Source organism: Paenibacillus sp. J22R3 (assembly GCF_056269305.1).
Window position 1 is genome coordinate 20,861 of record NZ_JBWDNS010000012.1, and the last position, 24,316, is coordinate 45,176.

Sequence of the window (24,316 nt, forward strand, 5' to 3'; positions counted from 1 at the left end):
TATGAATATATGGAAATCACTACACTCTCAGGAGGTTTCCGACTATGGCGATACCATTTCGAGCAGAAGCACGGACGACAGCCACGCAAGGCCAATTGAGACAAATGAGACAGCAGGGCAACATACCCGGCGTCGTATACGGCACGAAGCTAAGCAAATCGATTTCGATCTCGGTCAATGAGAAGGAGCTGACGCATTTGCTTCGCTCCCATCCCCATGCCTTGCTTGAACTTGATATTCCGGGAGAAGGCAAGCAGCCCGTCATGCTGACGCAAGTGCAGCGCGAGCCGCTGACACGCGAGCTGCTCCATATTGATTTCCATCAGGTGAACATGAATGAAACCATCAAAACGCCGGTTCGGCTGGAGATGGTCGGTGACTCTACCGGGGTGCGCGAAGGCGGAATTCTGCAGGCGATGCTGCATGAGCTTGAGGTGCATTGTTTGCCGGATCGTATACCGGAGGTCATTGAGGTGGATGTGTCCTCACTCGGCATCGGGGAGAACCTGTTAGTCAGTGATTTGAAGCTTCCATCCGGTGTAACGACCAAGCTGGACGCAGACCAAGTCATTGTAACGATTCTGACTCCTCAGAAAGATCTGACGGCGGAAGAAGCAGAGGATGCGGCGGTAGAAACGAAGGAAGCGGAGCAGCGTGCACATGAAGCGGAGATGCATGCGGTTAAGTTCGAATAAAAGAACGATCAGGGCTGCGGGTAAGAGGCAGCCCTTTACTTTTTTTCAATAGCCGGGTCTGGAAACAAAGGTAAACTGCTTGCGGCTGTAGAAAATATTATTCATCTTGATGTACGATGGGCTGAAATATTCGACGTAGCCAATATCATGATGTTCTTGGCCCCAATAGACTTGGACAGGAACTTGATGCTCATGGTGATCCTGGAAATGATAATCGTCGAAGATAGGCTGGCCGTTTACATACATCGAAAGATACGCTCCTTTATGAACGAAGTTCGGCTTTTCTGCCGAATCTATATGTATGACAATTGAAGGCGAAGATTCGTTGCATAAAGAAAAAAGAAATTTGGTTGTAGCAGGAGTTGAGGATTCAGCATGAAATGGATAGTCGGATTAGGCAACCCCGGCACCGCGTATCAAGGGACGCGGCATAATGTGGGCTTTATGGTCGTCGATGCGCTGGCTAAGCGTTGGGGGATTAGCGTTACGCAGAGCAAATGCAAGGGACTTATTGGCGAAGGCAATGTGGCGGGAACGAAAGTTGCACTCATTAAACCGATGACCTTTATGAATTTATCCGGTGAAACGGTAAGAGGCTTCATGGATTATTTTAAAGCGAATTTGGAAGATGCCATTATCGTTTACGATGATATGGATACGGAAACGGGCAAAATCCGTCTGCGTTATCAAGGCAGCGCCGGCGGTCATAATGGGATTAAGTCCATTATTCAGCATACAGGGACCCAGACGTTCGACCGGATTCGAATTGGTATCTCTCGTCCGCAGCCGGGCATGAGCATTTCGGACTATGTGCTCTCGAATTTCCCGAAGAGCGAGCAGGATCTGCTGAAGGTGATGGTGGAAGATAGCTGCGATGCGGCCGAGTTCGCCCTAACGAATCCATTTGAACGCACGATGGCCAAATATAACCGTTAAATTTCAGCTGATGCGGGCATACTGAGGGTATAACGAATACTCAGGAGGCATACATATGGCTGTAAATTATATTTGCCGGCATTGCAAATCGCAGATTGGGTCGATCGACAACGCCCAAATTTCAGAAACACAGCTCGGTTTCCATTTCTTGACCCCCGAAGAGCGCAGCGATATAATAGCGTATAATCCGAACGGCGACGTTACGGTTAACGTGGTTTGCGACTATTGCCGCGAGGCAATCGACAGCAACCCTGAGCTGCTGCTTGTTTCGAACCCGCTGCAATAAGCGGGCTGCAGGAAATGAATGAAGAGCCTTGGCGTACGGCTGAGGCTTCTTTTTGTAGTGATCTCGAATGGAAAATGTGAATTGTACCTTTGCTAGAGGACGGCAGGTGCCGGTTCTTATAGATTGTCTGGTGTGGAAAGAAACGAGGTGCCGCTAACGTTGAAAGCATTACTGGAAGCTTACGCTGCGGATACGGATTTTCAATCTATCGTATCCGGAATCAAGAAAGGGATGCAGGAGCAGCTGATATCGGGGCTCGCCGGTTCTTCGAGGCAGGTCATGATCGCTGCTCTGAAACAGGAGTTTGACAGACCGATGCTGGTGGTCACTCACAATATGTTCGCCGCGCAGAAGATTGCGGAGGATCTGGTGGAGTGCTTGTCCGAGAACGAGGTCCTGCTGTATCCCGCCAATGAATTAGTCGCTGCAGAAGCAGCAATATCGAGCCCGGAAACGCTGGCGCAACGGATGGATGTGCTTATCCGACTGTCGCAAGGGTTTCGCGGGATTGTTGTCGTGCCGTTCTCCGGCGTACGGCGTTTCCTGCCGATAAGCAGCGTGATGGCCGGTGCTCGCATCGAGCTGCGCGTAGGCGAGACGCTATCGTTGGAAGCGTTCTTACGCCAAATGGTAGAGCTTGGCTTTGTGCGCGTCGATAAGGTAGAGGGCAAAGGTGAAATGAGTGTGAGGGGCGGAATCGTCGACTTCTTCCCGCTTACTTCAGCGCATCCGTATCGGGTGGAATGGTTCGACGACGAGATCGATTCGATTCGTTCCTTTGATCAGTCCGATCAACGCTCCATTGAGAAGATGGAGACGTATACCGTACCGCCTTGTCAGGAAATTCTGGCTGATGCGAGAAGGTTTGAGAATGCGGCTCAGCATGCCGCAGAGCTGCTGGAGCAGCAGCTGCTGAAGATGACAGACCGCACAGCGAAGGATCGTCTGCGTTCGGAGATCGGTTCGGAGCTTGAGAAGCTGCGGGAGCATGTGTATTTTCCGGAAATCTATAAATATATTTCGCTGCTCTATCCGGAGCGGCATACGTTATTTGACTATGTACCTAAGGATACGCTGCTTATTTATGACGAGCCGACAAGGCTGATTGAAACCGGTCGCCAGCTGGAGCGGGATGAATCGGAGTGGGCGCTGCATCTCTTAACGAACGGCAAAGCGCTGCCTTCGCTGGCCCTTGCGCGTCCTTCTGACGACGTGCTCTTCCATCGTCCGTTCCCGACGCTGTTTCTTTCCCTTTTCTTAAGGCAAATTCCGCATACGCAGCCGCAAAATATTTTGAACGTAGTGTGCCGCTCCATGCAGAACTTCCACGGTCAAATGAACGTGCTGAAAGCGGAGATGGAACGTTGGCGCAAGACAGGCGCCACGGTTATGATGCTGGCCGGAAACGCGGAGCGGATGGACCGCATGCGCCGGGTGCTGCATGACTATGGCATTGAACCGCCTGTTATCATGGAAGGCAATCTGCAAACGGGCTTCGAGCTGCCTTCGATTCATCTCATCGTAATTACCGAAGGCGAGATGTTCTCGCAGAAGCAGCGCAAGGCGCGCCGCCTCGATAAGAAGATGGACAATGCGGAGCGGATTAAGAGCTATACGGAGCTGAAGGTAGGCGATTACGTCGTCCATCAGAATCATGGTATCGGCAAGTACATGGGGATCGGTACGCTTGAAATTGCCGGTATCCATAAGGACTATATGCATATTTTGTACGCGGGCGGCGACAAGCTGTCTGTACCGATCGAGCAGATTGACCTGATTCAGAAATATGTCGGCTCCGAAGAGAAAGAGCCGAAGGTGTATAAACTTGGCGGCAGCGAATGGACGCGGGTGAAGAGCAAAGCGCAATCGTCGGTCAAAGACATTGCCGATGAGCTCATTAAGCTGTATGCCGAGCGGCAGTCCACGACCGGCTTCGCATTCGGCGCAGATACTTCGTATCAGCAGGATTTCGAGGCGATGTTCCCTTATGACGAAACAGTCGATCAGCTGCGGGCCATAGCCGAAATCAAGAAGGATATGCAAATCGCGCGTCCGATGGATCGCCTGCTCTGCGGAGATGTCGGCTACGGTAAAACCGAGGTAGCAGTAAGGGCAGCATTCAAGTCCGCTATTGAGGGTAAGCAGGTCGCTATTCTGGTACCAACAACGATTCTGGCGCAGCAGCACTATGAAACCTTCCGGGAGCGTTTCTCGGGATTCCCATTCAATGTGCAGGTGCTCAGCCGTTTCCGTTCGAAGAAGGATCAAACAGCCACAATGAAAGGGCTGAAGGCGGGCACGGTCGATGTCGTCATCGGCACACATCGTCTGCTTTCGCAGGATATTATTTTCAAAGACCTGGGACTGCTTATCGTGGATGAGGAGCAGCGTTTCGGCGTGTCGCATAAAGAGAAGCTGAAGCGGCTCAAAACAAACGTCGACGTGCTGACGCTGACGGCAACGCCGATTCCGCGCACGCTTCATATGTCGATGCTCGGTGTGCGGGACTTGTCCGTCATTGAGACGCCGCCGGAGAATCGTTTCCCGGTTCAAACCTATGTGGTGGAATACAGTCCATCGCTTGTGCGGGAGTCCATCGAGCGGGAGCTTGCGCGCGGCGGCCAAGTGTACTATCTATATAATCGCGTACAGGGAATCCACCAGATGGCAGAGCAAATCCATGCGCTTGTGCCGGATGCACGGGTGGCGGTCGGTCATGGCCAAATGTCGGAGCAGGAGCTGGAGAAGACGATTCTGGACTTCCTTGACGGGGAATCCGACGTGCTTGTCAGCACCAGCATCATTGAGACAGGCGTTGATATTCCGAACGTCAATACACTTATCGTCCACGACGCGGACAAGATGGGGCTTTCTCAGCTGTATCAGCTGCGCGGCAGGGTAGGACGATCCAACCGGATCGCTTATGCATACTTCACCTACCAACGTGATAAAGTACTGACAGAAGTGGCCGAGAAGCGGCTGCAGTCGATCAAAGAATTTACGGAGCTCGGCTCCGGATTCAAGATTGCGATGCGCGACTTGTCGATCCGCGGAGCGGGGAACCTGCTTGGTGCGGAGCAGCACGGGTTCATTGCCTCTGTTGGCTTTGATCTGTATTCGCAAATGCTGGCTGATGAGATTAAGAAGCGTAAAGCAGACATGGGCGGCGGCGAAGTCGAGGAGCCTGTGAAAGAAGTCAGCACGATCATAGATATGAGCATCGATGCCTACTTGCCGTCTTCCTATATTTACGATAGCATACAGAAGATAGAGATTTATAAGAAAGTGGCCTCGGTTCGCACCTTCGAGGAAGTGGAAGATTTGCGTGAGGAGTTGATTGACCGGTTTGGCGATCTGCCGCAAGCGGTCGACAACCTGCTTTCTGTAGCTCGTTTGAAGGTGTACGGCGCGATCTGCGGCATTGAGCAAATCGGCGGAAAAGGCGAGGATATCGCCTTGCGTTTCGCGGAACGTGAGAAGCAGCGGTTCGACACGAAGAAGGTTGACCTGTTATGCCTGCAGCTGGAAAACCGGTTCAAGCGTTCGGCCGGACAAGAGCCTTATCCGCTTATGCAATTAAGAGGCAAAGGATTGTCGGTGGAGCAGAAGCTTGAGCTGCTGGAACGTTTTTTGATGCACTATAAAGACACCATTCAATCGAAAGGGGAACTACAGAATGTTACGCACTAACTATTGGAGAAAAGCGACTCTGCTCGCGCTGGCTGCTGTGCTGGTTGTTGTATTGGCAGCAGGCTGCGGCAAGAAGAAAGAGGAGGGCGCGGCTCCGGGTACGGGCGAAGGCAAGACGATCGCTACGTATACAGACGGCACGGTAACGGATAAGGAATTTAAGAAGTACTCGACATTCTTTGGCATCGTACAGCCTCAAACAGAGATGTACCTCAGCATTCCACAGCTGCAGGAACAATTTCTGCGTGAATATATCGGCTACAAAGTGTTGTACAAGCGTCTAGGCGACGTTAAGCAAGATGATGCAACGAAGAAAGAAGTCGACAATTTCTACACGCAAATGAAGCAGCAAATCGACGGTACACCGGAAATCAAGAAGAAAGCCGATGACGCTGGTTTGACTGAAGACGATATTAAATACTTCTACTCCATGATCTCTACGATTATGAAGGAGCAAGAGAAGAAAGTAACCGACGATCAAGTAAAGAAAGAATTCGAAACGACAAAAGCTGATTATAACGTGATTAGCGTTCGTCACATTCTCATTGGCACTGTAGATCCTGCGACAGGCGAAGAGAAGCGTAAAGACGAAGAAGCGCTAAAAATCGCGAAAGAAGTAAAAGCGAAGCTGGATGCAGGCGGCGACTGGAAAGAGCTTGCGAAGAAGTACTCCGACGATACAGGCTCCAAAGAAAACGGCGGTCTGTACGAAGCGCAGCAAGCTAAAGGCTGGGTTGCGGAATTTAAAGACGCAGCCAACAAGCAAGAAATCGGCAAAGTCGGCGAACCGGTTAAATCCCAATTCGGTTACCATGTCATGAAGGTTGAGAAACGCGAAGCTACAGCATTCGATAAATTAACCGCAGAAGACAAGACGCTGCTGAAGCAAGCTGTTGCCTCGGCAAACCTGAATAAATTTATGACGGACGAGCTTCCGAAGCTGATTACGAAGATTGATCTGCCTAAAGCGGAAACGCCTGCTGCAGATGATTCCAAGACGGATGATTCGAAGACGAATGATTCGAAATCAGACAACACGGACAAAGCAACAGACGATAAAGCAACAAACGACAAGAAGTAAGAAGCAACACAACAAGCTCAGCCTCATGGCTGGGCTTGTTTTGAACATATCAGCGAAAAATGGGAGGCGTTTCAATGGGACAGCAGCTATTTTTTGTGGGATCTTATTCAGCGAAAGAGCAAGAAGGCATCTCTGGCATGGTCTTACATACGGAGGACGGCGCAATTACGCGACTTTCAGGTCAAGCAGGCATTCTTAATCCATCCTTTCTAAGAAGCAATGAAGCAGGCACAAGACTCTATGTGGTCAGTGAGACAGGGGCAGAGCCGGGTAGTGTGCACAGCTTTGCCATCCATGCCGATAACGGGGAACTGAAGGCGATCAATGAAGTAACCACTCAAGGCGGTTCACCTTGCCATATTGAATCCGATGCTACAGGGAAGCTGCTTGTGGTGACGAACTATACAGGAGGCAATTTGGCTGTATACGGAATCGAGAGTGAGGATGGTGCGCTCGTGCCGGCGGATTCCGCTGTTCACGAGGGAAGCGGGCCGCGAAAGGATCGCCAGGAAGCGCCGCATCCGCATTCCGCTATTATTGATCCGGCCAACCGTTACGTGTTGATTGCAGACCTCGGTATTGATCAACTCGTTCATTATGAAATCGATCATGCCGCGCAGAAGCTGGTTAGACTAAAGGAGACGGAGATGCCGGCCGGCGCGGGTCCGCGTCACATGGCATTCCACCCGCAGTCGCCTGTGCTGTATGTGATTAATGAGCTGGACAGCACGGTAGGCGTTTACGGCTATGAGGCAGATCAGTCTCAGCTTACGTTGAAGCAAATTATTAGTACGCTGCCGGAAGGATATGACGGAGCGACGACATGTGCCGACATTCATGTGACGGCGGATGGCCGCTTCTTGTATGGCTCCAACAGAGGGCATGATAGTATTGCGGTTTATCGCATAGTTGCCGAAGGGAAGCTGGAGCTTGTCGAGATTACGCCGAGCGGCGGCAGAACACCGCGAAATTTTGCGATCTCGCCGGATGGACAGTACCTGCTGGCAGCTAACCAAGATTCGGATAACATCGTAACTTTCCGAATCGATGAAGCGACAGGCGGACTGACGCCTACGGGCAACGTCATCGAGACGAGCAAGCCGGTTTGTATTTCTTTTGCATAAGTAGGCGAGGTAGAAAGTCGGATGGGCACATGATGCCTGTCCGGCTTTTTTTGTTGTATTCAGGGATGGCTCGTGGGAGTAGTGATAGGGACGAGGATGAAGTTTATGCGTTAAGTAAATGTAATATATATGGCACATACAAACGTGGTTTTTGAATAATTCAATCATAAGAGTGAGTAAATATAACATAAATTCGATCAATTTCGGAGTGTATGCGCTACCACATAAATATTTCCATCATTTATGTAATCTTTGTTGACATCAAACTTGGGCTGATCTTATAATGAAACCACGAACGATGGAAGTTCAATCCAGTAAAACGTTCGGATTAGAGATAAAAAGTGGATAGGGAGTGGGAGAATGAGGAAGAACGTTTGGAAAAGTGGGGTTTTCATTCTGTTTGCCTGTTGTTTGGTGCTGGCAGGCTGCAGCAAGAACGACAATAAGGCCGCATCGACGAATGCAGCCGGTTCCGGCGACAGTGCAAGCGAAATTAAAGTCGGCATTCTTCATTCTCTTAGCGGCACGATGGCAATCAGCGAAGTATCGGTTAAAGATTCGGAAATGATGGCGATTGACGAAATAAACGCTAAAGGCGGTGTATTAGGGAAGAAGATCGTTCCTGTCGTCGAGGATGGCGCGTCCGACTGGCCGACATTCGCGGAGAAAGCGCGGAAGCTGATTTCGGAGGATGAGGTAGCGACTGTTTTTGGCGGATGGACATCTTCCAGCCGTAAAGCGATGCTTCCGGTGTTCGAGGAGCTGAAAGGCTTACTCTGGTATCCGGTTCAGTATGAAGGCTTAGAGCAATCCCCGAACATCATGTACACCGGCGCTACGACCAACCAACAAATCGTTCCGGCCGTCACTTGGCTGCTTGAAAACCACGGCAAGAAATTCTTCCTCCTAGGCTCTGACTACGTATTCCCGCGCACCGCTAACAAAATCATCAAAGAACAGCTGAAAGTTGAAGGCGGCGAGCTCGCCGGTGAAGAATATACCCCTCTTGGACATACCGACTATGCAACAGTCATTGCCAAAATCAAAGAAGCGAAGCCGGATGTGGTGTTCAATACGCTTAACGGCGACAGTAACGTGGCGTTCTTCAAACAATTGAAGGATGCAGGCATCTCCTCAAAAGACCTGACGACCTTATCCGTATCCGTAGCTGAAGAAGAAATTCGCGGTATTGGCGTCGATGTACTGGCTGGTACATATGCCGCTTGGAACTACTACCAAACAACAGATACCCCGGCGAACAAAACCTTCGTTGAAAACTATAAGAAAAAATACGGCGAAGACCGTGTTACGGCCGACCCGATTGAAGCGGGCTATGATGCTGTTTACCTCTGGGCGGCAGCAGTTGAGAAAGCAGGCTCCGCGGACGTAGAGAAAGTGAAAGAAGCGGCCAAAGAGCTGGAGTGGGATGCGCCGGAAGGCAAAGTGAAAATCGACGGCGAAACACAGCATCTGTACAAAACGGTTCGGATCGGCGAGGTTCAAACGGATGGCCAATTCAAGGAAGTATGGAACTCCGGAGAGCCGGTTAAGCCAGACCCTTACCTCAAAGGCTACTCATGGGCTGCCAGCTTGAGCGAAAGCAAATAACAAATCAATAGTCCGGTACTAACGTGAACTGCGCCGCCGCCAGACACAGCAAGGCCCAGCAATTGGGCAGCGCTTGATGTGTTTAGGACGGCGCAGTTTGCATAAGGGGTGAATGCGATCGATGGATGTTATCATAGTGCAGTTGTTTAACGGGATCAGCGTAAGCTCGATTCTGCTGCTTATCGCGCTTGGTCTGGCGATTACTTTTGGCCTGATGAAAGTTATTAATATGGCGCATGGCGAGCTTATTATGATCGGTGCCTACACCGCATACGTCGTGCAAAATCTCTTTACCTCTTATATGCCTGAATCGGCATTCGGCTGGTATTTCGTGCTTGCCATACCGGTAAGCTTCTGCGTTGCTTTCGCGTTTGGCATGATGCTGGAGATGACGCTTATCCGATTTCTCTATGGGCGGCCGCTCGATAGTCTGCTTGCCACCTGGGGTGTCGGACTCATGCTGCAGCAGATCGCACGGAGCATCTTCGGTGCACCGAATGTCGGCGTAACAAGTCCCGAATGGCTCAATGGCGGTGTAACTGCATTGGGCGGCGTTGTATTCCCGTACAAGCGACTATTCATCATTGGTCTGGTGTTGGTCTGTTTGTTCGTCATGTATCTGTACATCTATCGGAGTCACTCCGGACGCAGAATGAGAGCCGTTATGCAAAATCGTGAAATGGCTGCCTGCCTCGGCATTTCAACGCGCAGAGTAGATGCGATGACTTTCGCGATTGGCTCTGGCATTGCGGGTATCGCAGGCTGTGCGCTTACGCTCATTGGTCCGATTGGTCCTTCGATTGGGACGTACTACATCGTGGATGCGTTTATGGTCGTTGTACTCGGTGGTGTAGGGAAGCTGGTAGGAACGGTGTTCGGTGCGCTTGGCATCGGGATGTCGAATACGATCTTTGAATATTGGACGACGGCTTCGCTTGGCAAAGTGCTTGTGTTCCTGTGTATCGTTGCTTTCCTGCAGTGGAAGCCGATGGGGCTTGTGGCGATGCGCTCACGTTCGCTTGATAACTAGACGGGATAGAGTTGCCCTTGAAAGGTGGAGTCATGATGCAGCTTCGAACGATGACGCCTGAGCGGATATGGCTTTTGGCGGGTTATGCGGTTGCCGCTGCTGCGTTATTCTGTGCACCGCTTGTGTTGAGTGATTTTCGTTTAAATTTGCTGGCGAAGTTTCTGGCCTATGCCATTGTAGCGCTGGGGCTTGATTTGATATGGGGGTATACCGGCATTCTCAGCCTGGGACACGGCGTGTTCTTCGGCTTAGGCGGCTATGCGATGGCAATGTATCTGAAGCTTGATGCAAATGGAGGGAAACTGCCCGACTTTATGGATTGGAGCGGCCTAATGGCGCTTCCTTGGTTCTGGAAGCCGTTCGGATCGCTGCCCTTTGCCGTGCTGGCAGGTATATTAATACCGGCGCTGCTGGCTCTGATACTAGGTTACTTTACGTTCCGCAATCGAATTCGCGGCGTGTACTTCACGATTCTAACGCAGGCGCTCGTCATCATTACCGTCACGCTGTTCATTGGGCAGCAGGCGTATACCGGCGGCACGAACGGAGTGACCGGCTACAGTAAGCTGCTCGGGTTCTCGCTGGCGTCGCCGGACACGAAACGCTACCTATACTGGTTGACAGTCGTGCTGCTAATCGGGGCCTTTATACTCTGCCGATTTATAGTGAAAAGCCGCTTCGGTAAGGTGCTGCGAGCAATAAGGGATGGCGAGAATCGGGTACGGTTCATCGGGTATAACCCTGCTGTCTATCAGATGGTCGCCTTCAGCATCTCGGCAGGGCTTGCCGGACTCGCAGGCATGCTGTTCGTACTGCATGTCGGCATTATTTCTCCCTCTATGATGGGCATTGTACCTTCCATCGAGATGGTGCTCTGGGTAGCAATCGGAGGCCGTGGAACATTGGTCGGCGCGGTGCTTGGCGCAGTGCTGCTGAATTCTGCTAAGAGTGCTTTCAGCGAATCTTACCCGGATATATGGATTCTGTTCATGGGCGCATTGTTCGTCGTTGTCGTGGTCTTCTTACCGAAAGGAGCGGCGGGCCTGTTTGGGCAATTCAAGTGGTTTAGAAGGAGGAAGGCAGCTGATGAAGGAGCAAAAGGAGTCCCTAGTAGTCCTGCAGTGTGACGAGGTAACGGTCGACTTTGACGGGTTTAAAGCGGTACAGGGGATGAATTTCTCCCTTGCCCGGGGGGAGCTGCGATTTCTGATAGGCCCCAACGGAGCGGGTAAGACGACGATGCTTGATGTCATATGCGGCAAGGTGAAGCCGGCTGACGGGAAGGTGATGTTCAGCGGAAGCGTTGATATTACGCGGAAGAAGGAGCATCAGATCGCGGAGCTTGGCATCGGCCGCAAATTTCAAACGCCGTCTATATTCGCGTCCCTTACCGTGATGGAGAACTTTGAAATTGCAATGAAGCAGAAACGGGGCGTATTTGCCGCGATGCGAGCGAAGATGCGGGCTGAGGATCGAGAGCGAATTCATGCTCAGCTTGAGCTGGTTGGACTGTCGGGAAAAGCGGACTGGCGAGCTGGCGGACTCTCGCACGGGGAGAAGCAGTGGCTCGAAATCGGGATGATGCTGCTGCAGGAGCCGGAGATTCTGCTGCTGGATGAGCCTGTTGCCGGGATGACCGATGGGGAGACCGAGAAAACCGGCGAGCTGCTGCAGCATATTCGCAAGACGCAGTCGATTGTCGTCGTGGAGCATGACATGGAATTTGTGCGCAGCTTCGCGAGCAAGGTGACGGTGATGCATGAGGGGAAGCTGCTGAAGGAAGGATCCATGGAAGAAGTGCAGCGCGATGACCGCGTAGCGGAAGTGTATCTGGGGAAAAGGCGGGATGTCGATGCTAGCCGTTCAACAGCTTGAAGCGGGTTATGGGGAGAGCGTTATTTTGCGGCAGGTTACGCTTCAGGTGCGGCCGGGGCAGGTCGTCTGTTTGCTAGGGCGTAACGGGGTCGGCAAGACGACGCTGATGAAGAGCATTATGGGGGTGCTGAAGGCGCGAAAAGGTACGGTGACCTACAAAGGAACCGATCTGACGAAGCGGGCGCCCGGCGAGCGTGCGAAGAAGGGGATCGGATACGTGCCGCAAGGGCGCGAAATCTTCCCGCAGCTGACCGTATTTGAGAATGTGCTGCTCGGATTGGAAGCGTGCAAAGAGAAAAAACGCGCCATTCCGGAGTCGGCCGTTGCCAAATTTCCCGTATTGCCTTCGATGTATGGTCGCAGAGGCGGTGATTTGAGCGGCGGACAGCAGCAGCAGCTGGCTTTTGCCAGAGCGCTTGCCTCCGAGCCGGAATTGCTGCTGCTCGATGAACCGTGTGAAGGCATTCAGCCATCGATTGTCGATGATATCCGCGATGTGATTCGATCGATTAAGGCAGGAGGCGAGACCGCTATTCTGCTGGCGGAGCAAAGTTTGGAGTTTGTGAAGAGTGTCGGAGACTACTTCTACATCCTCGAGAAAGGCTCGATCGCATGGGAAGGCGGCTTGTCCGATTTGAACGATGAAGTCATCCGTCATTATTTGACCGTCTAGCATTCATGTAATAAAACCTAACATAGACATTGACACATTAGCTATTTCACTCTTACAATACAGATAAATGTAAGGTTGGTTAACAATAGAATATCGGTTCTCGGCAATTTACGGGAACGAAAAAGCTGTCTAGGGTTCCGTGGTGTCACAACCAGCTGGTCCGAGAGGCGGCGTATGGAGAATGGCTCACATGAACTTGGGCCGCGATCTCCGTATAACACGGAAGGACAAAAGCCTGGGAGATCTCTCCTGAGGCTTTTTCTATTCTTATAGAGAATCGATAGGAGTGGGGAGAAATGAAGAGAACGAAACGGACGACGGTTACACTGTTACTGCTAGCTGCAATGCTGACGGCGCTCACCGGCTGCGGAGGTTCCAAGGAAGCTTCATCCAGTTCGGACGATTCGCCGATTACAATTGCGCTTAGTCCTTGGCCGGGCTGGTTCTTCTGGTACCTCGTCGACGAGAAGGGCTTCTTCGAGAAACATGACGTCAAAGTCGATCTGAAATGGTTCCCGGTTTACAGTGATTCTCTTCAAGCACTCGCTACGGGCAAAGTGGATGCCAATAGCCAAACGCTCAGCGATACACTTGCTCCCGCATCCAAAGGAATCGGCTTGAAAGCCGTTCTTGTCAATGACAACTCCTATGGCGGTGACGCGATTGTCAGCAAGTCGAACATCGGCTCCATTGCCGAGTTGAAAGGCAAAACCGTTGCAACGGAGCTCGGAACCGTCGATCATCTGCTGCTGCTGACCGCGCTGGATCAGAACGGACTGACAGAGAAGGATGTCAATTACGTCAATATGACGGTCAACGATGCAGGACCTGCATTTATATCCGGCAAAACAGATGCATCCGTGCTATGGGAGCCGTTCCAAACGAAAGCAGTTAAAGAAGGCAAGGGCAAGGTGCTCTTCTCTTCCAAAGATACACCGGGCCTCATTCCCGATCTGCTCGTCTTCCGCGATGATGTCGTGAAGAACCGTCCGGATGATATTCAGAAGATCGTAGATGCATGGTTCGATGCGCTGAATTATTTTAAATCCCATCAGGATGAAGCCATTAAGCTTATGGCGGAGAAAGCAGAAACGACGCCGGAGGATTTCAAGCTTGGTCTTGACAGCATTAAGCTGTTCACACCGTCGGATAACGTGAACGCATTCGGTAAACGCGATGATTACACGTCGTTGCCTTATACCGCTCAGAAAACGGCCGACTTCTTGAAAAAGCTCGATATGGTGGATGAAATCAAAGACTTCGACGTCCTCTTCGACTCATCGTTTGTAGAAAAAGCAGCTAAGGAGTGATCACGATGAAGGCAAACGAGCTTAAACCCGGGCATAAGAAGCGGCCGAATCGGTTTCAAATCTTTAAGGATATCGGCGGGAGGCCGTTTGCCTTCACCGCAGGATTCTCTTTTGCACTCTTGTTCATCGTCTGGTCGGCGCTTAGTTACACGGAATCGGTAAATCCGGTCTTCCTGCCAACGCCGGATAAAGTATTTGTCGAGATGTTCAAGATGCTGGGCACCGGTGAGTACTGGCATCATATCGGGATTAGCGTGTTCCGTGTATCGGCAGGGTTCTTGCTCGCCTGTATCGTTGGCATTCCGCTCGGCATCTTCGCAGGTACATTCAAGTACGGTGAAGCCTTCGTAGAACCGCCGATGGAATTCATCCGCTACATGCCGGCAGTTGCCTTTATTCCACTCATTATGGTGTGGGCCGGCATTGGGGAATGGGCGAAAATCCTGCTTATCTTCCTCGGCTGCTTCTTCCAGCTCGTCTTAATGGTGGCGGACAATACGCGCCGCGTCTCTCATGATCTGCTTCAAGCGTCCTTCACGCTTGGGGCAGGCCGCTGGAAGGCGATCGAGACGGTGCTTATTCCAGCCATTCAGCCGCAATTGATGAACACACTTCGCCTCATTCTAGGCTGGGCATGGACGTACCTCGTCGTTGCCGAGCTCGTAGCGGTCAACAGCGGACTCGGTTACGCCATTATGAAGGCACAGCGGTTCCTGAATACGGATCAAATTTTTGTCGGCATTATCGTCATCGGTCTTCTTGGACTCATTAGCGATCGGATCTTCGCTTTCTTAAACCGCAGGTTGTTCCCTTGGGCGTGATGATTGGATGGTTCGCAGGCAGTAGACATTGCAATGAAATCAGTACAGGGAGTTGATCGCGATGGAAGCCGTTAAACGTGAAGCTAACTATGAAGAGCAATCGGCAAACGCGAAAGGAAATACTCGAGCCAGTGCGAAGGATTTAGCGGTGGTGCAGCGCGGTGAGATCGTAATTCGAGGCCTGCAGAAGGTGTACGAGACGAAGAAAAGCCAATTCGAAGCCCTCAAAAATATCGATATGAGCATTGGCACCAATGAGTTTGTCACCATCGTAGGCCCTTCCGGCTGCGGGAAATCGACGCTGCTTCGTATCGTTGCGGGACTTGATGAGCTGACGGACGGATCGGTTACGTTGGATGGCGAAGAAGTGATCGGGCCGGGTGCTGAGCGAGGCATGGTCTTCCAAGGATATACGCTGTTTCCGTGGCTCACGGTGCGTGAGAATATTGAGTACGGCCCGAAGCTGAAAGGGATTTCGACGCTGGAGCGCCGTGCGATCAGCAATCATTTTCTGAAAGTGATTAAGCTCGAAGCGTTTGCTAGCGCCTATCCAAAGCAGCTCTCGGGCGGGATGAAGCAGCGGGTGGCGATTGCGAGGGCGCTTGCGAACCGTCCGAAGGTACTGCTCATGGATGAACCGTTCGGAGCACTTGATGCGCAGACGAAGCTGGAGATGCAAGAGATGCTGCTTGAGGTGTGGGAGAAGGAGAAGACGACTGTTCTCTTCATCACGCATGATATCGACGAAGCGATTTTCCTGTCGCAGCGCATCGTAGTGATGGGTGCAGGCCCGGGCCGCATTCTGAAAACCTTCGATGTGGGACTGCCGGATAAACGGACTCCTGAAGTACGCGAGCTGCCGGAATTTCTGGCGCTCAAGCGAGAGCTTGGACAGCTGCTGAAGCATTAAGCAAGGCAATCTTGGACGAGGAGTGATCCGGCATGGTGAGGCGTGATTCGAATGACCCTTCCGCGGGAAGCGGCAAGGCGGGCAGTGCAGGCGGTGCTGATGCGAAGCGCTTCAATAGAAAGCTGCTGGCGGCACTTGGTTTTATCGTTAGAATGATGTTCTTTCGGCATCCCGAAGCTCTTCGTTAGAGCTGCGGGGTGCTTTTTTTCTATGTTCTGGGGATCTTTGTGGAAGATACCTCCAACAGCGGTGATTCAAGGCTTTTGTCCCTTTTCCACGTGCATAAGAAAATGGGAGGGGATGAATACTATGGTCAGATCGATAATCACCTTTTTCAAGGATCCTCTCCTCTTGAACGATAGAAAAATTGCAATTTGCAGCTTGCGTCCAGTCCAATTCAAAACCTTCAAGGAAAGTGGGGCAACTAGAACATGAAAGCAACTGGAATTGTCCGTCGTATCGATGATCTCGGCCGGGTCGTCATCCCTAAGGAAATCCGCCGAACACTGCGCATACGCGAGGGCGACCCGCTGGAAATATTCGTTGATCGCGATGGCGAAGTTATTTTGAAGAAGTATTCCCCGATTGGTGAGCTTGGCGATTTCGCCAAAGAGTATGCGGAATCTTTAGCTGAAAGCACAGGCCATATTACGTTGATCACGGATAGGGACAATATTATTGCGGTCGCGGGAGCATCCAAGAAAGATTATTTGGAGAAGCAGATCGGCTCCATGCTGGAGAGCTGTATGGAGAACCGCAAAACCGTTGTGGAAGCCGGCGGCGGCTCTTACGAGGTCGTCAAAGATATTGGAGAGGCATTCAGTTCTTTCGTGGCGGCTCCGATTGTAGCCGGCGGCGATCCTATCGGCACCGTTGTGCTGCTAAGTAAGGACGAAAGCGTCAAGATGGCGCAAATGGAGACCAAAATGGCAGAAACCGCAGCGGGGTTCCTCGCCAAGCAAATGGAGCAATAGCAGCGTAGAAGCTTCCTTGAAGAGCATGTCTTCATGGGAGCTTTTTTCTGTAGAGGTCCATTCTGCGCGGCCGTTTGGGGTATAATGGGAGCAGGAGAAGAGAGTAGGGCAGGTGCACAGGTTTTGAAAATAGGGCAAGAGGAGCATGCTGTGACTGCGGATGTGGATGGGCAGCGTGTGGAGCAGGGCGTGGGGACAACGGAGAAACGCGCGGGCACGGGGAAGATGGAGCGTGCAGGCACAGAGATAACGGAGAAGAGTACGAGCATGGGGGAAACGGAAAAAAATACGCGCACAGGCGGAACGGTGAAGAGTACAGGCACGGGGTATAAGCCTCTACTGCTGCGCGGTGCGGCTCTAATGGGCGTTGCCATGCTTATCAGTAAGACGCTTGGCACGATGCAGAAAATTCCGCTGCAAAATATAGCCGGTGATCGCGTATTCGGGATCTATAACGCGGTATATCCCCTGTATCAACTGCTGCTGGTGATGGTAACGGCAGGATTCCCTGTTGCGGTTTCGCTGCTCGTAGCCGAGCGCGAGGCACGCGGGGATTCAGGCGGTGCAAGGCGTGTGCTTGGCGCCAGCGCTTGGTTATTGTTTATGAGCGGCGCTGTGGGATTTGTACTGCTATGGCTCGGGGCCGATAGAATCGCCGTCTGGATAGGCGACGCGGCCACTGCATCTGCGGTGCGAACCGTCTCGCTCGCGCTTTGGTTCGCGCCTGTCATGGCGGCGCTTCGCGGTTACTATCAAGGGCGGGGACAGATGCTGCCTTCGGCCGTGTCCCAGCTATCGGAACAGACGGTCCGCGTGGCGGGTATGTTGATTCTGCTCGCGGTCGGCTGGCATTACAATTGGTCTGATGCTAAGCTTGCTGCCGGCGCAACTGCCGGTTCAGCCATCGGCGGCGCGGCGGGTCTTGCGGTAATTGCGGCGTTCTGGCTGCGGGAGCGGGGATGGCGGGAGCAAGAGCAAGACCGGAAAGAGAAGTGGAAGCTGGGCGTTACGGTTGAACGTAACTTTTCGCAGGAAGTGGGTAAAGAAAGAATAGTGACGTTGATGCGCAAACTGGCTCTGCTTGCGATTCCGGTTACGCTAGGGGCGCTTGCCGTACCGGCGCTTGGCGTTGTGGATGCATTCACGGTTCCGCGCTTGCTTCGCGGAACCGGTGTGTCGCAGGCCGAAGCGATGTCGCTCTTCGGCCTGTACAGCCGGGGCCAGCCGCTTGTGCAGCTGGTCGTCATGGTTGCGGGCGCGATGGGAGCCGCGCTGGTTCCCGCGCTCGCGGCCGCGCGCGTGCGCGGAGACGAAGCCGCCGTGCGTCAGCAGGCGGCTCTCGTGCTGCGGGCTGCGTGGGGCATCGGCGCAGCCGCGGCTTTAGGGCTCGCGCTGCTGGCCGAGCCCGTTAATGTGATGTTGTACGCGGACGATGCCGGATCGCGTACGTTTGCCCTTGTCGGGTGCACGGCGCTCGCGGGCACCGTTAGCGCCATCGCGGCTGCGACGCTGCAGGGGCTGGGGGCTGTCCGTGCCCCTGCGCTGTTCATGCTGGCCGCGGCCGCGCTGAAGGCGGCGTTCAACGCCGCCCTCGTGCCGGCGTTCGGCACGGCCGGCGCAGCCTGCGCCGGCATCGCTGCGCTCACGGCGGCCGCCCTGCTCGGCACGGGCGCCGTCCGCCGCGCCTCCGGCGCGGCTATGCCCGCGCGGCGCGCCGCGGGCATCGGACTCGCACTCGCGGTCATGGCCGCGGTGCTCGTCCTGATCGAGCGCGGCGGTGCCCCGCTGCTCGACCTTGCGCTGCCGCCGAGGGCGGCAGCTTGCGCGCTCGCGCTCGGGGGAACCGCCCTCGGCGGAGCGCTCTTCGCCGCCGCCGTGCTGCGCTTCGGCGGCGTGACCGCGCGCGAGCTGCGCGCGCTTCCGGGCGGCGATGCGCTTGCCGCCCGATTACAGCGTTGGCGGCTGCTACCCGCCGCCAACTAACTCGCCTCGGCGGAACACTTCGCCGACAATTGCATTCCCAAAGGAGGAACATACATACATGTCACAACCAACAATAACCGTGGTCGGACTAGGCTCCGGCGACGAAGACCAGCTTACGCTTGGCGTTTGGCGCAGACTGCAAGAAGCGTCCAATCGCTATGTCCGGACGGACAAGCACCCCATGATGAAGGTATTCAGCGATCATCAGTTAGCATACGAGTCCTTCGATTTTCTATACGAGGAGATGGAATCGTTCCCGGATGTATATGAAGCAATTGCAGAACAGCTCATTGCGAACGCCGGCACCAAAGGCAGCTTAATTTTCGCCGTTCCCGGCCATCCCATGGTGGCGGAGCGGACCGTACAGCTGCTGCGCGAGCGCTGCCCGGAGCGGGGCATTGAGCTGAGCATCCTTGGCGGCGAGAGCTTCCTGGATCAAGCTTTTACGCGGCTCGGCTTCGATCCTATTGAAGGCTTCCAGCTGCTGGATGCAGCGGAATTGAAGCCGTCCTTGATCCGCACGGAGCTGCATACCGTTATCGGCCAAGTCTATGACGAGTTTACGGCTTCGGATGTGAAGCTGACGCTTATGGAGCTGCTGCCTGATGACTACCCGATCACGATCGGTCATGCACTCGGTGTACCCGGCGAGGAGCAGATCATTACCGTTCCGCTCTATGAGTTGGACCGGACGCCTGGCTACGGCAACCTCTCGCTGATTTGGCTGCCGCGTTCCACGGACGATATGCTGCGCAACCGCTCCTTCGAGCGTCTGCATGAAATCGTTGCTATATTACGAAGCCCTGAAGGCTGCCCGTGGGATCGGGAACAAACGCATCAATCGATTCGTAATAATTTCATCGAGGAAACTTATGAAGCGATTGAAGCACTGGATAACGATGATCCGGACGGCATGCGCGAAGAGTTCGGGGATGTCATTTTGCAAGTGATGCTGCATAGCCAGATGGAAGAAGAGGTTGGCACGTTCTCCGTCTATGATGTCATTCAATCTCTTAACGAGAAGCTGCTGTTCCGTCATCCGCATGTATTTGGCGATACGAGTGCCGGCAATTCCGAAGAGGCGCTGCGCAATTGGGAGCAGATGAAAGCCGAGGAGAAACGCCGCAAAGGCATCGATCCTGCCGCAGCCTCGCAGCTCGATGGCATTCCGCCGGATCTGCCCGCTCTGATGAAAGCTTACAAGATTCAGAAGAAAGCGGCCAAAGTCGGCTTCGACTGGGATCATATCGGCCCGGCGCTCGACAAGGTAGGCGAGGAGCTTGGTGAGCTTCGCGAAGCGATCCAATCAAAGGATGCGGAGCAGCAAGCGGACGAGCTGGGAGATTTGTTGTTCGCGGCGGTCAACGTATCGCGTTTCATCCATGCCGATCCGGAAGAGTCGCTTTCTCGCACCAATTCGAAATTTAAGAAACGATTTTCATATATTGAGGAGCAGCTTCGTATAAGCGGCCGAACCTTTGACCAAACTGATTTAACAGAGATGGATCGTTACTGGGAGGATGCGAAGAAGCTTCCCTAGTAAAAAGGATTGTAGATTCGTCAAAATTCGGCTTGTTTCCTCACAAAACGTGAAAATAATTTTCCAATCAGCAGGATTTATTTGCTAATAGGCAGAAGTAGTAGCTGAGGAACCTAAGCTATGCGGCAGTCTAAACACTGCCTACAAGTATAATTGAACTTTTAGGAGGCCATTTACCATGAACAAAACAGACTTGATCAACAACATCTCGGCAAAAAGCGGTTTGACCAAGCGTGATGTAGAATCCGTATTGAACGGCTTTCTGGGCGAAGTAACAGATGCCCTGGCAGGCGGAGACAAAGTACAATTGATCGGCTTCGGTACATTCGAAACGCGTAAGCGTTCCGGCCGTACAGGTCGCAACCCGCAAACGGGCAACCCGATCACAATTGCAGAATCCAAAGTTCCAGCGTTTAAAGCCGGCAATAAATTGAAAGACGCGATCAAGTAATCATGCGTCTGGATAAGTTCCTCAAAGTATCGCGTTTAATCAAGCGGCGTACTGTCGCAAAGGACGTGTCCGAACAAGGCCGCGTCTGGATTAACGATCGTGAAGCCAAAGCGAGCAGCACCGTCAAAGCCGGCGACGAGCTCAAGATTCAATACGGCCAGAAGATCGTCACCGTCCGCGTCGAGCGGATCTTGGAGACGACCAAGAAGGACGAGGCTAGCGGGATGTATACTTTGTTGAAAGAAGAAGCGCGCCAGCAAGAGAACAAACTCGACTGGCAAGCATAAGCAGTTTGAAGCGACAGCCTCAACCGGGGTCATACCTGGGGGAGGCTGTTTTTCTTATGCGCCCATTCAGCTCCATTCTCACATGAATCCCCGTTTGGCATGAACGACGCTGTCCCTCAAGTGAGGGGAGCGACTTATGGGGCAGTTTTTTTGGCCAAGTAGTTAATGATGCCGAATAAGCAACATTTCAACCTCCCAATGATCAAATAAAGCGAAATGATGCATAATCTGCAACATTGCTAAACGAATTGGCCCAAAACCAGTCTGTTGGCGCAGGAATGCTGCATAAAAAGCAACATTAACGCCTACGAGACTCCAAAACTCCGAAAGTGTTGCACAAATGTCAGCATTATAACCAGTGAGAGGAAGTGTAGGCTCGCCCGGTCTAGCAATCCCGCCCCTATAAAATAAAAACACCCCGTATCCATATTTTTTATTAAAGTGCTATAATCTCACAAGCGGCGATTTCTGTTGCAGTAGCGAGGTGAACAGAACGATGAGGGTACATCAAAACTATGTATTTGGTATTCTGGCCGGGCTGGCTCTGCTTTGCATGAATGATTCGATGTTTGGTTCCGTCTTGTTGACACTGGCAGAGTCTTCGGGCTGCTACCTATTCATCCGAACGGCTATGCGAATCATCAGTGCCATCGGCGCGATTTGTGTCTTGTTCTTTGCCTTCGCCTTACTCGTCCAAGTCATCAAATCTATGATCCTGCCAAAACCCTAACCCTCTAATCTCGCAGTTTGCAGTTCTAAAACCTGTCCCTGCCCCATAGGCTAGTCTCAGTGAAAGATGTGCTGAAGGAGGGGGACGAGCAATGATCGAGCAAGCTAAGGGACAGAAGCGCCAGGAAATCAAAATGCTTAACCGTAAGATCCTTGAGATTACCGGCGTGATGAATGTAGAGAGCTTCGACAATGAAGAGTTTCTGCTGGAGACGGAGCTGGGCTTTCTGGCGATCCGCGGGCAGAACCTGCATATGAAGCATCTCAGTCTGGAGCAGGGACTGGTCGCCATTGAAGGGCTGGTTCATTCGCTCACTTACCTGGATGGCAATACGGGCAGCAAGTCGAAGGGCTTGTTCGGGAAGATATTCAAGTGAGTCTGACCGTTCAGTGGTGGACCATGATAACGATGCTGCTCTCTGGGATCGGGATGGGTGTCGTTTTCGATGGGTATCGTGTCGTATCGGACGAGCTGCGGATCAGCCGGTTATGGATTCCGATCTTCGACTTGCTCTACTGGATTGCGGCTACATTGGTTGTCTTTCAGGTGCTCTCTGCGAGCAATGAAGGGGAAGTGCGGGCATATGTGTTCATCGGGCTGCTGCTTGGCATCGGCTGTTACTACTGGCTGTTTAGCAAAATCACGATGCAGCTCGTGCATATTCTGATACGCACCGTCCGCGCGGTTACGAGATTCATCATCCGTGCTTTTGATCTGTTGATTATTCGTCCTCTGCTGCTGCTCTATCGAATTGGGAAACTGCTCTTTGCGTTTTTGAGAGCATTTGCTATGTTCCTTTTCAAAATTGTGGTACAATTGGTACGTCCATTTTGGTTATTGTCTAGATGGATGACCAAGCCGATTTGGAAGCCGCTGCTTCGTTCTTGGAAACGGTGGGTAAATCCCATTATAACCAAGTGGCGAATACCGGAACGAGTCACTGCACTTCGTACCGGATTGAATAAGCTATGGCAGCGCTGGAAGAATCGGAAGCAAGAGAAGAAAGACGATTAATCTAACGTCAGGAGGTCCGTGATATGGCGACATCTACAACAAGCTCTCATTCATCCGCTGCGGCGCAATATGCAGGAACGAAACGTCGGTTGAAGATCTGGGTTGTTTTTATCGTTCTTTTCATGGGCTGGGCGCTATATACGCTGATCTCTCAGCTTGATCGACAAGGACAAGCGGAGATCAAGCTGGCGAATGCCTCCCAGAAAATCGACGCAGCAGCTAAGCAGGTTGAAGAGCTGAAGCTTGCAGTCGCGCGATTGAGCGATAAGGAGTACATTGGACAGCTGGCAACGAAGGAACAAGGTATGGTTCGCAAAGGTGAGAAGCGGATTGAGGTCGTTACTCAGCCGTAGATGATTGGTTTGAACGGACCTCCGGTCTGTTCGGCATTCCTCTCGCATCCATCAAGGATGGGCGTAACAACGGGTGTCCGTCCTGTTGCCTTGCTTCTCCCATTGGAGTATAATCAGCTTAGTAACCATATTTTTAAAACGGCTTACCGTAGTCATATTTTATTTTTATGCTCGCAGCCTCAGGCTGAGAGAACTCGAAGCTAATGGCTTCGCATAACGGTTAGGGAGGAACATTTTTACCTATGGCAATTGAAGTGGGCGCCAAGTTAGAGGGCAAGGTGACAGGCATTACGCATTTCGGAGCATTCGTCGATTTGTCGGGAGGTGTCACAGGGCTAGTTCACATCTCAGAGATTGCCGATAACTACGTCAAAGATGTTAAAGACCATTTGAAACTGGAAGATGTCGTTACAGTCAAGGTCATTAATGTAGATAAAGACGGGAAAATCGGGCTTTCCATTAAGCAAGCAATCGACCGGCCAGAAGGCTCTGCACCTCCTCAGCGTGAACGCAGTGGAGATCGCGGACCAGGCGGCAGCTTCAACCGGGCAGGTGCCGGTGGTGGCGGTGGAGGCTTCAATCGTACAGGCGGACCGGGCGGCGGTGGAGATCGCGGACCAAGCGGTGGCGGAGGCGGTTTTAATCGTCAAGGCGGCGGCGGTGGTGGCGGACGTCCATTCAACAAAGCTGGCGGCGGCAAACCTGCTTACGGCAAACCGTCCTTCGAGGACAAAATGTCACGTTTCCTGAAAGATAGCGAAGAGCGTATGTCTTCGCTCAAGAAGAACACGGAATCCAAACGCGGTGGCCGTGGTGCTAAGCGCGATTAATAGCATAGTAGTAGGAGAAGAAGGCAGTGCCCCTTGAGGCGCTGCCTTTTTTTGATGCTTTTTTAAGGCGTGAAGGGGCTGTCAACGGCTTGATATGCAGCATATTTAACAAATA

General features: G+C 52.5%; 26 protein-coding genes and 1 riboswitch. Of the genes, 25 read left to right on the forward strand and 1 reads right to left on the reverse strand.

Annotated features, from left to right (window positions below):
- Positions 1-44 precede the first annotated feature (44 nt).
- A complete protein-coding gene (locus AC0YN4_RS30000) occupies positions 45-695 on the forward strand; it encodes a 50S ribosomal protein L25 (RefSeq protein WP_475784624.1) in 651 nt (216 codons plus the stop codon).
- Between the two features lie 45 nt (positions 696-740).
- On the opposite strand, the gene AC0YN4_RS30005 is transcribed toward AC0YN4_RS30000, so the two are convergent.
- A complete protein-coding gene (locus AC0YN4_RS30005) occupies positions 741-941 on the reverse strand; it encodes a hypothetical protein (protein WP_475784623.1) in 201 nt (66 codons plus the stop codon).
- 129 nt (positions 942-1,070) lie between these two features.
- On the opposite strand from AC0YN4_RS30005, the gene pth reads away from it, so the two are divergent.
- From pth to AC0YN4_RS30125, 24 genes are all read left to right on the forward strand, one after another.
- Entirely contained in the window at positions 1,071-1,631 is a 561-nt protein-coding gene (pth, locus tag AC0YN4_RS30010; protein WP_475784622.1) for an aminoacyl-tRNA hydrolase, read from the forward strand.
- Positions 1,632-1,686: 55 nt separating this feature from the next.
- Positions 1,687-1,917, forward strand: coding sequence for an anti-sigma-F factor Fin family protein (locus tag AC0YN4_RS30015; RefSeq protein WP_090985905.1), 231 nt, complete (start codon positions 1,687-1,689; stop codon positions 1,915-1,917).
- 159 nt (positions 1,918-2,076) lie between these two features.
- Entirely contained in the window at positions 2,077-5,607 is a 3,531-nt protein-coding gene (gene mfd, locus AC0YN4_RS30020; protein WP_475837520.1) for a transcription-repair coupling factor, read from the forward strand.
- The gene (locus tag AC0YN4_RS30025; RefSeq protein WP_475837521.1) at positions 5,594-6,688 is read left to right on the forward strand and encodes a peptidylprolyl isomerase; all 1,095 of its coding nucleotides are present in this window, start codon (positions 5,594-5,596) and stop codon (positions 6,686-6,688) included. Before mfd ends, AC0YN4_RS30025 begins: the two co-directional genes overlap by 14 nt.
- A gap of 74 nt (positions 6,689-6,762) precedes the next feature.
- The gene (locus AC0YN4_RS30030; RefSeq protein WP_475837522.1) at positions 6,763-7,812 is read left to right on the forward strand and encodes a lactonase family protein; all 1,050 of its coding nucleotides are present in this window, start codon (positions 6,763-6,765) and stop codon (positions 7,810-7,812) included.
- A gap of 360 nt (positions 7,813-8,172) precedes the next feature.
- Positions 8,173-9,420 (forward strand): urea ABC transporter substrate-binding protein, encoded by a 1,248-nt coding sequence (gene urtA / locus AC0YN4_RS30035; protein WP_475784618.1) that lies wholly within the window; start codon positions 8,173-8,175, stop codon positions 9,418-9,420.
- A 121-nt stretch (positions 9,421-9,541) separates the two neighbouring features.
- Positions 9,542-10,450, forward strand: coding sequence for an urea ABC transporter permease subunit UrtB (gene urtB / locus AC0YN4_RS30040; protein ID WP_475837523.1), 909 nt, complete (start codon positions 9,542-9,544; stop codon positions 10,448-10,450).
- Between the two features lie 35 nt (positions 10,451-10,485).
- Positions 10,486-11,577, forward strand: coding sequence for an urea ABC transporter permease subunit UrtC (gene urtC / locus AC0YN4_RS30045; RefSeq protein WP_475837534.1), 1,092 nt, complete (start codon positions 10,486-10,488; stop codon positions 11,575-11,577).
- Complete coding sequence (urtD, locus tag AC0YN4_RS30050; protein ID WP_475837524.1) at positions 11,537-12,325, forward strand: urea ABC transporter ATP-binding protein UrtD; 789 nt, start codon at positions 11,537-11,539, stop codon at positions 12,323-12,325. The genes urtC and urtD overlap by 41 nt, the downstream gene beginning before the upstream one ends.
- Positions 12,303-12,998 carry an urea ABC transporter ATP-binding subunit UrtE gene (gene urtE / locus AC0YN4_RS30055; protein WP_475784615.1) on the forward strand — a complete coding sequence of 232 codons (696 nt, stop codon included), beginning with the start codon at positions 12,303-12,305 and terminating at the stop codon, positions 12,996-12,998. The genes urtD and urtE overlap by 23 nt, the downstream gene beginning before the upstream one ends.
- Before the next feature lie 118 nt (positions 12,999-13,116).
- Positions 13,117-13,242, forward strand: a riboswitch (guanidine-I (ykkC/yxkD leader).
- Positions 13,243-13,294: 52 nt separating this feature from the next.
- Entirely contained in the window at positions 13,295-14,308 is a 1,014-nt protein-coding gene (locus AC0YN4_RS30060) for an ABC transporter substrate-binding protein (RefSeq protein ID WP_475784614.1), read from the forward strand.
- 5 nt (positions 14,309-14,313) lie between these two features.
- Positions 14,314-15,129: an ABC transporter permease gene (locus AC0YN4_RS30065; protein ID WP_090985887.1), complete on the forward strand. Its 816-nt coding sequence runs from the start codon at positions 14,314-14,316 to the stop codon at positions 15,127-15,129.
- Positions 15,130-15,190: 61 nt separating this feature from the next.
- Entirely contained in the window at positions 15,191-16,039 is an 849-nt protein-coding gene (locus tag AC0YN4_RS30070; protein ID WP_475784613.1) for an ABC transporter ATP-binding protein, read from the forward strand.
- Between the two features lie 32 nt (positions 16,040-16,071).
- Positions 16,072-16,227, forward strand: a complete 156-nt coding sequence (locus AC0YN4_RS30075) for a hypothetical protein (protein ID WP_475784612.1) — start codon at positions 16,072-16,074, stop codon at positions 16,225-16,227.
- Positions 16,228-16,470: 243 nt separating this feature from the next.
- Positions 16,471-17,013 (forward strand): stage V sporulation protein T, encoded by a 543-nt coding sequence (gene spoVT / locus AC0YN4_RS30080; protein ID WP_475784611.1) that lies wholly within the window; start codon positions 16,471-16,473, stop codon positions 17,011-17,013.
- Positions 17,014-17,163: 150 nt separating this feature from the next.
- Positions 17,164-18,996, forward strand: coding sequence for a polysaccharide biosynthesis protein (locus tag AC0YN4_RS30085; protein ID WP_475837525.1), 1,833 nt, complete (start codon positions 17,164-17,166; stop codon positions 18,994-18,996).
- Between the two features lie 58 nt (positions 18,997-19,054).
- Entirely contained in the window at positions 19,055-20,536 is a 1,482-nt protein-coding gene (gene yabN / locus AC0YN4_RS30090; RefSeq protein WP_475784609.1) for a bifunctional methyltransferase/pyrophosphohydrolase YabN, read from the forward strand.
- A 178-nt stretch (positions 20,537-20,714) separates the two neighbouring features.
- On the forward strand, positions 20,715-20,987 hold the full coding sequence (locus AC0YN4_RS30095) for an HU family DNA-binding protein (protein ID WP_090985878.1): 273 nt from the start codon (positions 20,715-20,717) through the stop codon (positions 20,985-20,987).
- 2 nt (positions 20,988-20,989) lie between these two features.
- Positions 20,990-21,274 (forward strand): RNA-binding S4 domain-containing protein, encoded by a 285-nt coding sequence (locus AC0YN4_RS30100; RefSeq protein ID WP_090985876.1) that lies wholly within the window; start codon positions 20,990-20,992, stop codon positions 21,272-21,274.
- A 496-nt stretch (positions 21,275-21,770) separates the two neighbouring features.
- Entirely contained in the window at positions 21,771-22,004 is a 234-nt protein-coding gene (locus tag AC0YN4_RS30105) for a hypothetical protein (RefSeq protein WP_475837526.1), read from the forward strand.
- A gap of 91 nt (positions 22,005-22,095) precedes the next feature.
- Positions 22,096-22,380: a sporulation protein YabP gene (gene yabP / locus AC0YN4_RS30110; protein WP_090985874.1), complete on the forward strand. Its 285-nt coding sequence runs from the start codon at positions 22,096-22,098 to the stop codon at positions 22,378-22,380.
- A complete protein-coding gene (gene yabQ / locus AC0YN4_RS30115) occupies positions 22,377-23,018 on the forward strand; it encodes a spore cortex biosynthesis protein YabQ (protein ID WP_475837527.1) in 642 nt (213 codons plus the stop codon). Before yabP ends, yabQ begins: the two co-directional genes overlap by 4 nt.
- A 23-nt stretch (positions 23,019-23,041) precedes the next feature.
- Positions 23,042-23,371 carry an FtsB family cell division protein gene (locus AC0YN4_RS30120; RefSeq protein ID WP_475784606.1) on the forward strand — a complete coding sequence of 110 codons (330 nt, stop codon included), beginning with the start codon at positions 23,042-23,044 and terminating at the stop codon, positions 23,369-23,371.
- A gap of 242 nt (positions 23,372-23,613) precedes the next feature.
- Entirely contained in the window at positions 23,614-24,201 is a 588-nt protein-coding gene (locus tag AC0YN4_RS30125; protein WP_475837528.1) for a S1 domain-containing RNA-binding protein, read from the forward strand.
- Positions 24,202-24,316: the final 115 nt, after the last annotated feature.

What these genes read in the sequence shown, in the direction of transcription:
- AC0YN4_RS30000 (WP_475784624.1), top strand. Translation starts at nt 45, where the DNA reads ATGGCGATACCATTTCGAGCAGAAGCACGGACGACAGCCACGCAAGGC.
- AC0YN4_RS30005 (WP_475784623.1), bottom strand. Translation starts at nt 941, where the DNA reads ATGTATGTAAACGGCCAGCCTATCTTCGACGATTATCATTTCCAGGAT.
- pth (WP_475784622.1), top strand. Translation starts at nt 1,071, where the DNA reads ATGAAATGGATAGTCGGATTAGGCAACCCCGGCACCGCGTATCAAGGG.
- AC0YN4_RS30015 (WP_090985905.1), top strand. Translation starts at nt 1,687, where the DNA reads ATGGCTGTAAATTATATTTGCCGGCATTGCAAATCGCAGATTGGGTCG.
- AC0YN4_RS30025 (WP_475837521.1), top strand. Translation starts at nt 5,594, where the DNA reads ATGTTACGCACTAACTATTGGAGAAAAGCGACTCTGCTCGCGCTGGCT.
- AC0YN4_RS30030 (WP_475837522.1), top strand. Translation starts at nt 6,763, where the DNA reads ATGGGACAGCAGCTATTTTTTGTGGGATCTTATTCAGCGAAAGAGCAA.
- urtA (WP_475784618.1), top strand. Translation starts at nt 8,173, where the DNA reads ATGAGGAAGAACGTTTGGAAAAGTGGGGTTTTCATTCTGTTTGCCTGT.
- urtB (WP_475837523.1), top strand. Translation starts at nt 9,542, where the DNA reads ATGGATGTTATCATAGTGCAGTTGTTTAACGGGATCAGCGTAAGCTCG.
- urtC (WP_475837534.1), top strand. Translation starts at nt 10,486, where the DNA reads ATGCAGCTTCGAACGATGACGCCTGAGCGGATATGGCTTTTGGCGGGT.
- urtD (WP_475837524.1), top strand. Translation starts at nt 11,537, where the DNA reads ATGAAGGAGCAAAAGGAGTCCCTAGTAGTCCTGCAGTGTGACGAGGTA.
- urtE (WP_475784615.1), top strand. Translation starts at nt 12,303, where the DNA reads ATGCTAGCCGTTCAACAGCTTGAAGCGGGTTATGGGGAGAGCGTTATT.
- AC0YN4_RS30060 (WP_475784614.1), top strand. Translation starts at nt 13,295, where the DNA reads ATGAAGAGAACGAAACGGACGACGGTTACACTGTTACTGCTAGCTGCA.
- AC0YN4_RS30065 (WP_090985887.1), top strand. Translation starts at nt 14,314, where the DNA reads ATGAAGGCAAACGAGCTTAAACCCGGGCATAAGAAGCGGCCGAATCGG.
- AC0YN4_RS30070 (WP_475784613.1), top strand. Translation starts at nt 15,191, where the DNA reads ATGGAAGCCGTTAAACGTGAAGCTAACTATGAAGAGCAATCGGCAAAC.
- AC0YN4_RS30075 (WP_475784612.1), top strand. Translation starts at nt 16,072, where the DNA reads ATGGTGAGGCGTGATTCGAATGACCCTTCCGCGGGAAGCGGCAAGGCG.
- spoVT (WP_475784611.1), top strand. Translation starts at nt 16,471, where the DNA reads ATGAAAGCAACTGGAATTGTCCGTCGTATCGATGATCTCGGCCGGGTC.
- yabN (WP_475784609.1), top strand. Translation starts at nt 19,055, where the DNA reads ATGTCACAACCAACAATAACCGTGGTCGGACTAGGCTCCGGCGACGAA.
- AC0YN4_RS30095 (WP_090985878.1), top strand. Translation starts at nt 20,715, where the DNA reads ATGAACAAAACAGACTTGATCAACAACATCTCGGCAAAAAGCGGTTTG.
- AC0YN4_RS30100 (WP_090985876.1), top strand. Translation starts at nt 20,990, where the DNA reads ATGCGTCTGGATAAGTTCCTCAAAGTATCGCGTTTAATCAAGCGGCGT.
- AC0YN4_RS30105 (WP_475837526.1), top strand. Translation starts at nt 21,771, where the DNA reads ATGAGGGTACATCAAAACTATGTATTTGGTATTCTGGCCGGGCTGGCT.
- yabP (WP_090985874.1), top strand. Translation starts at nt 22,096, where the DNA reads ATGATCGAGCAAGCTAAGGGACAGAAGCGCCAGGAAATCAAAATGCTT.
- AC0YN4_RS30120 (WP_475784606.1), top strand. Translation starts at nt 23,042, where the DNA reads ATGGCGACATCTACAACAAGCTCTCATTCATCCGCTGCGGCGCAATAT.
- AC0YN4_RS30125 (WP_475837528.1), top strand. Translation starts at nt 23,614, where the DNA reads ATGGCAATTGAAGTGGGCGCCAAGTTAGAGGGCAAGGTGACAGGCATT.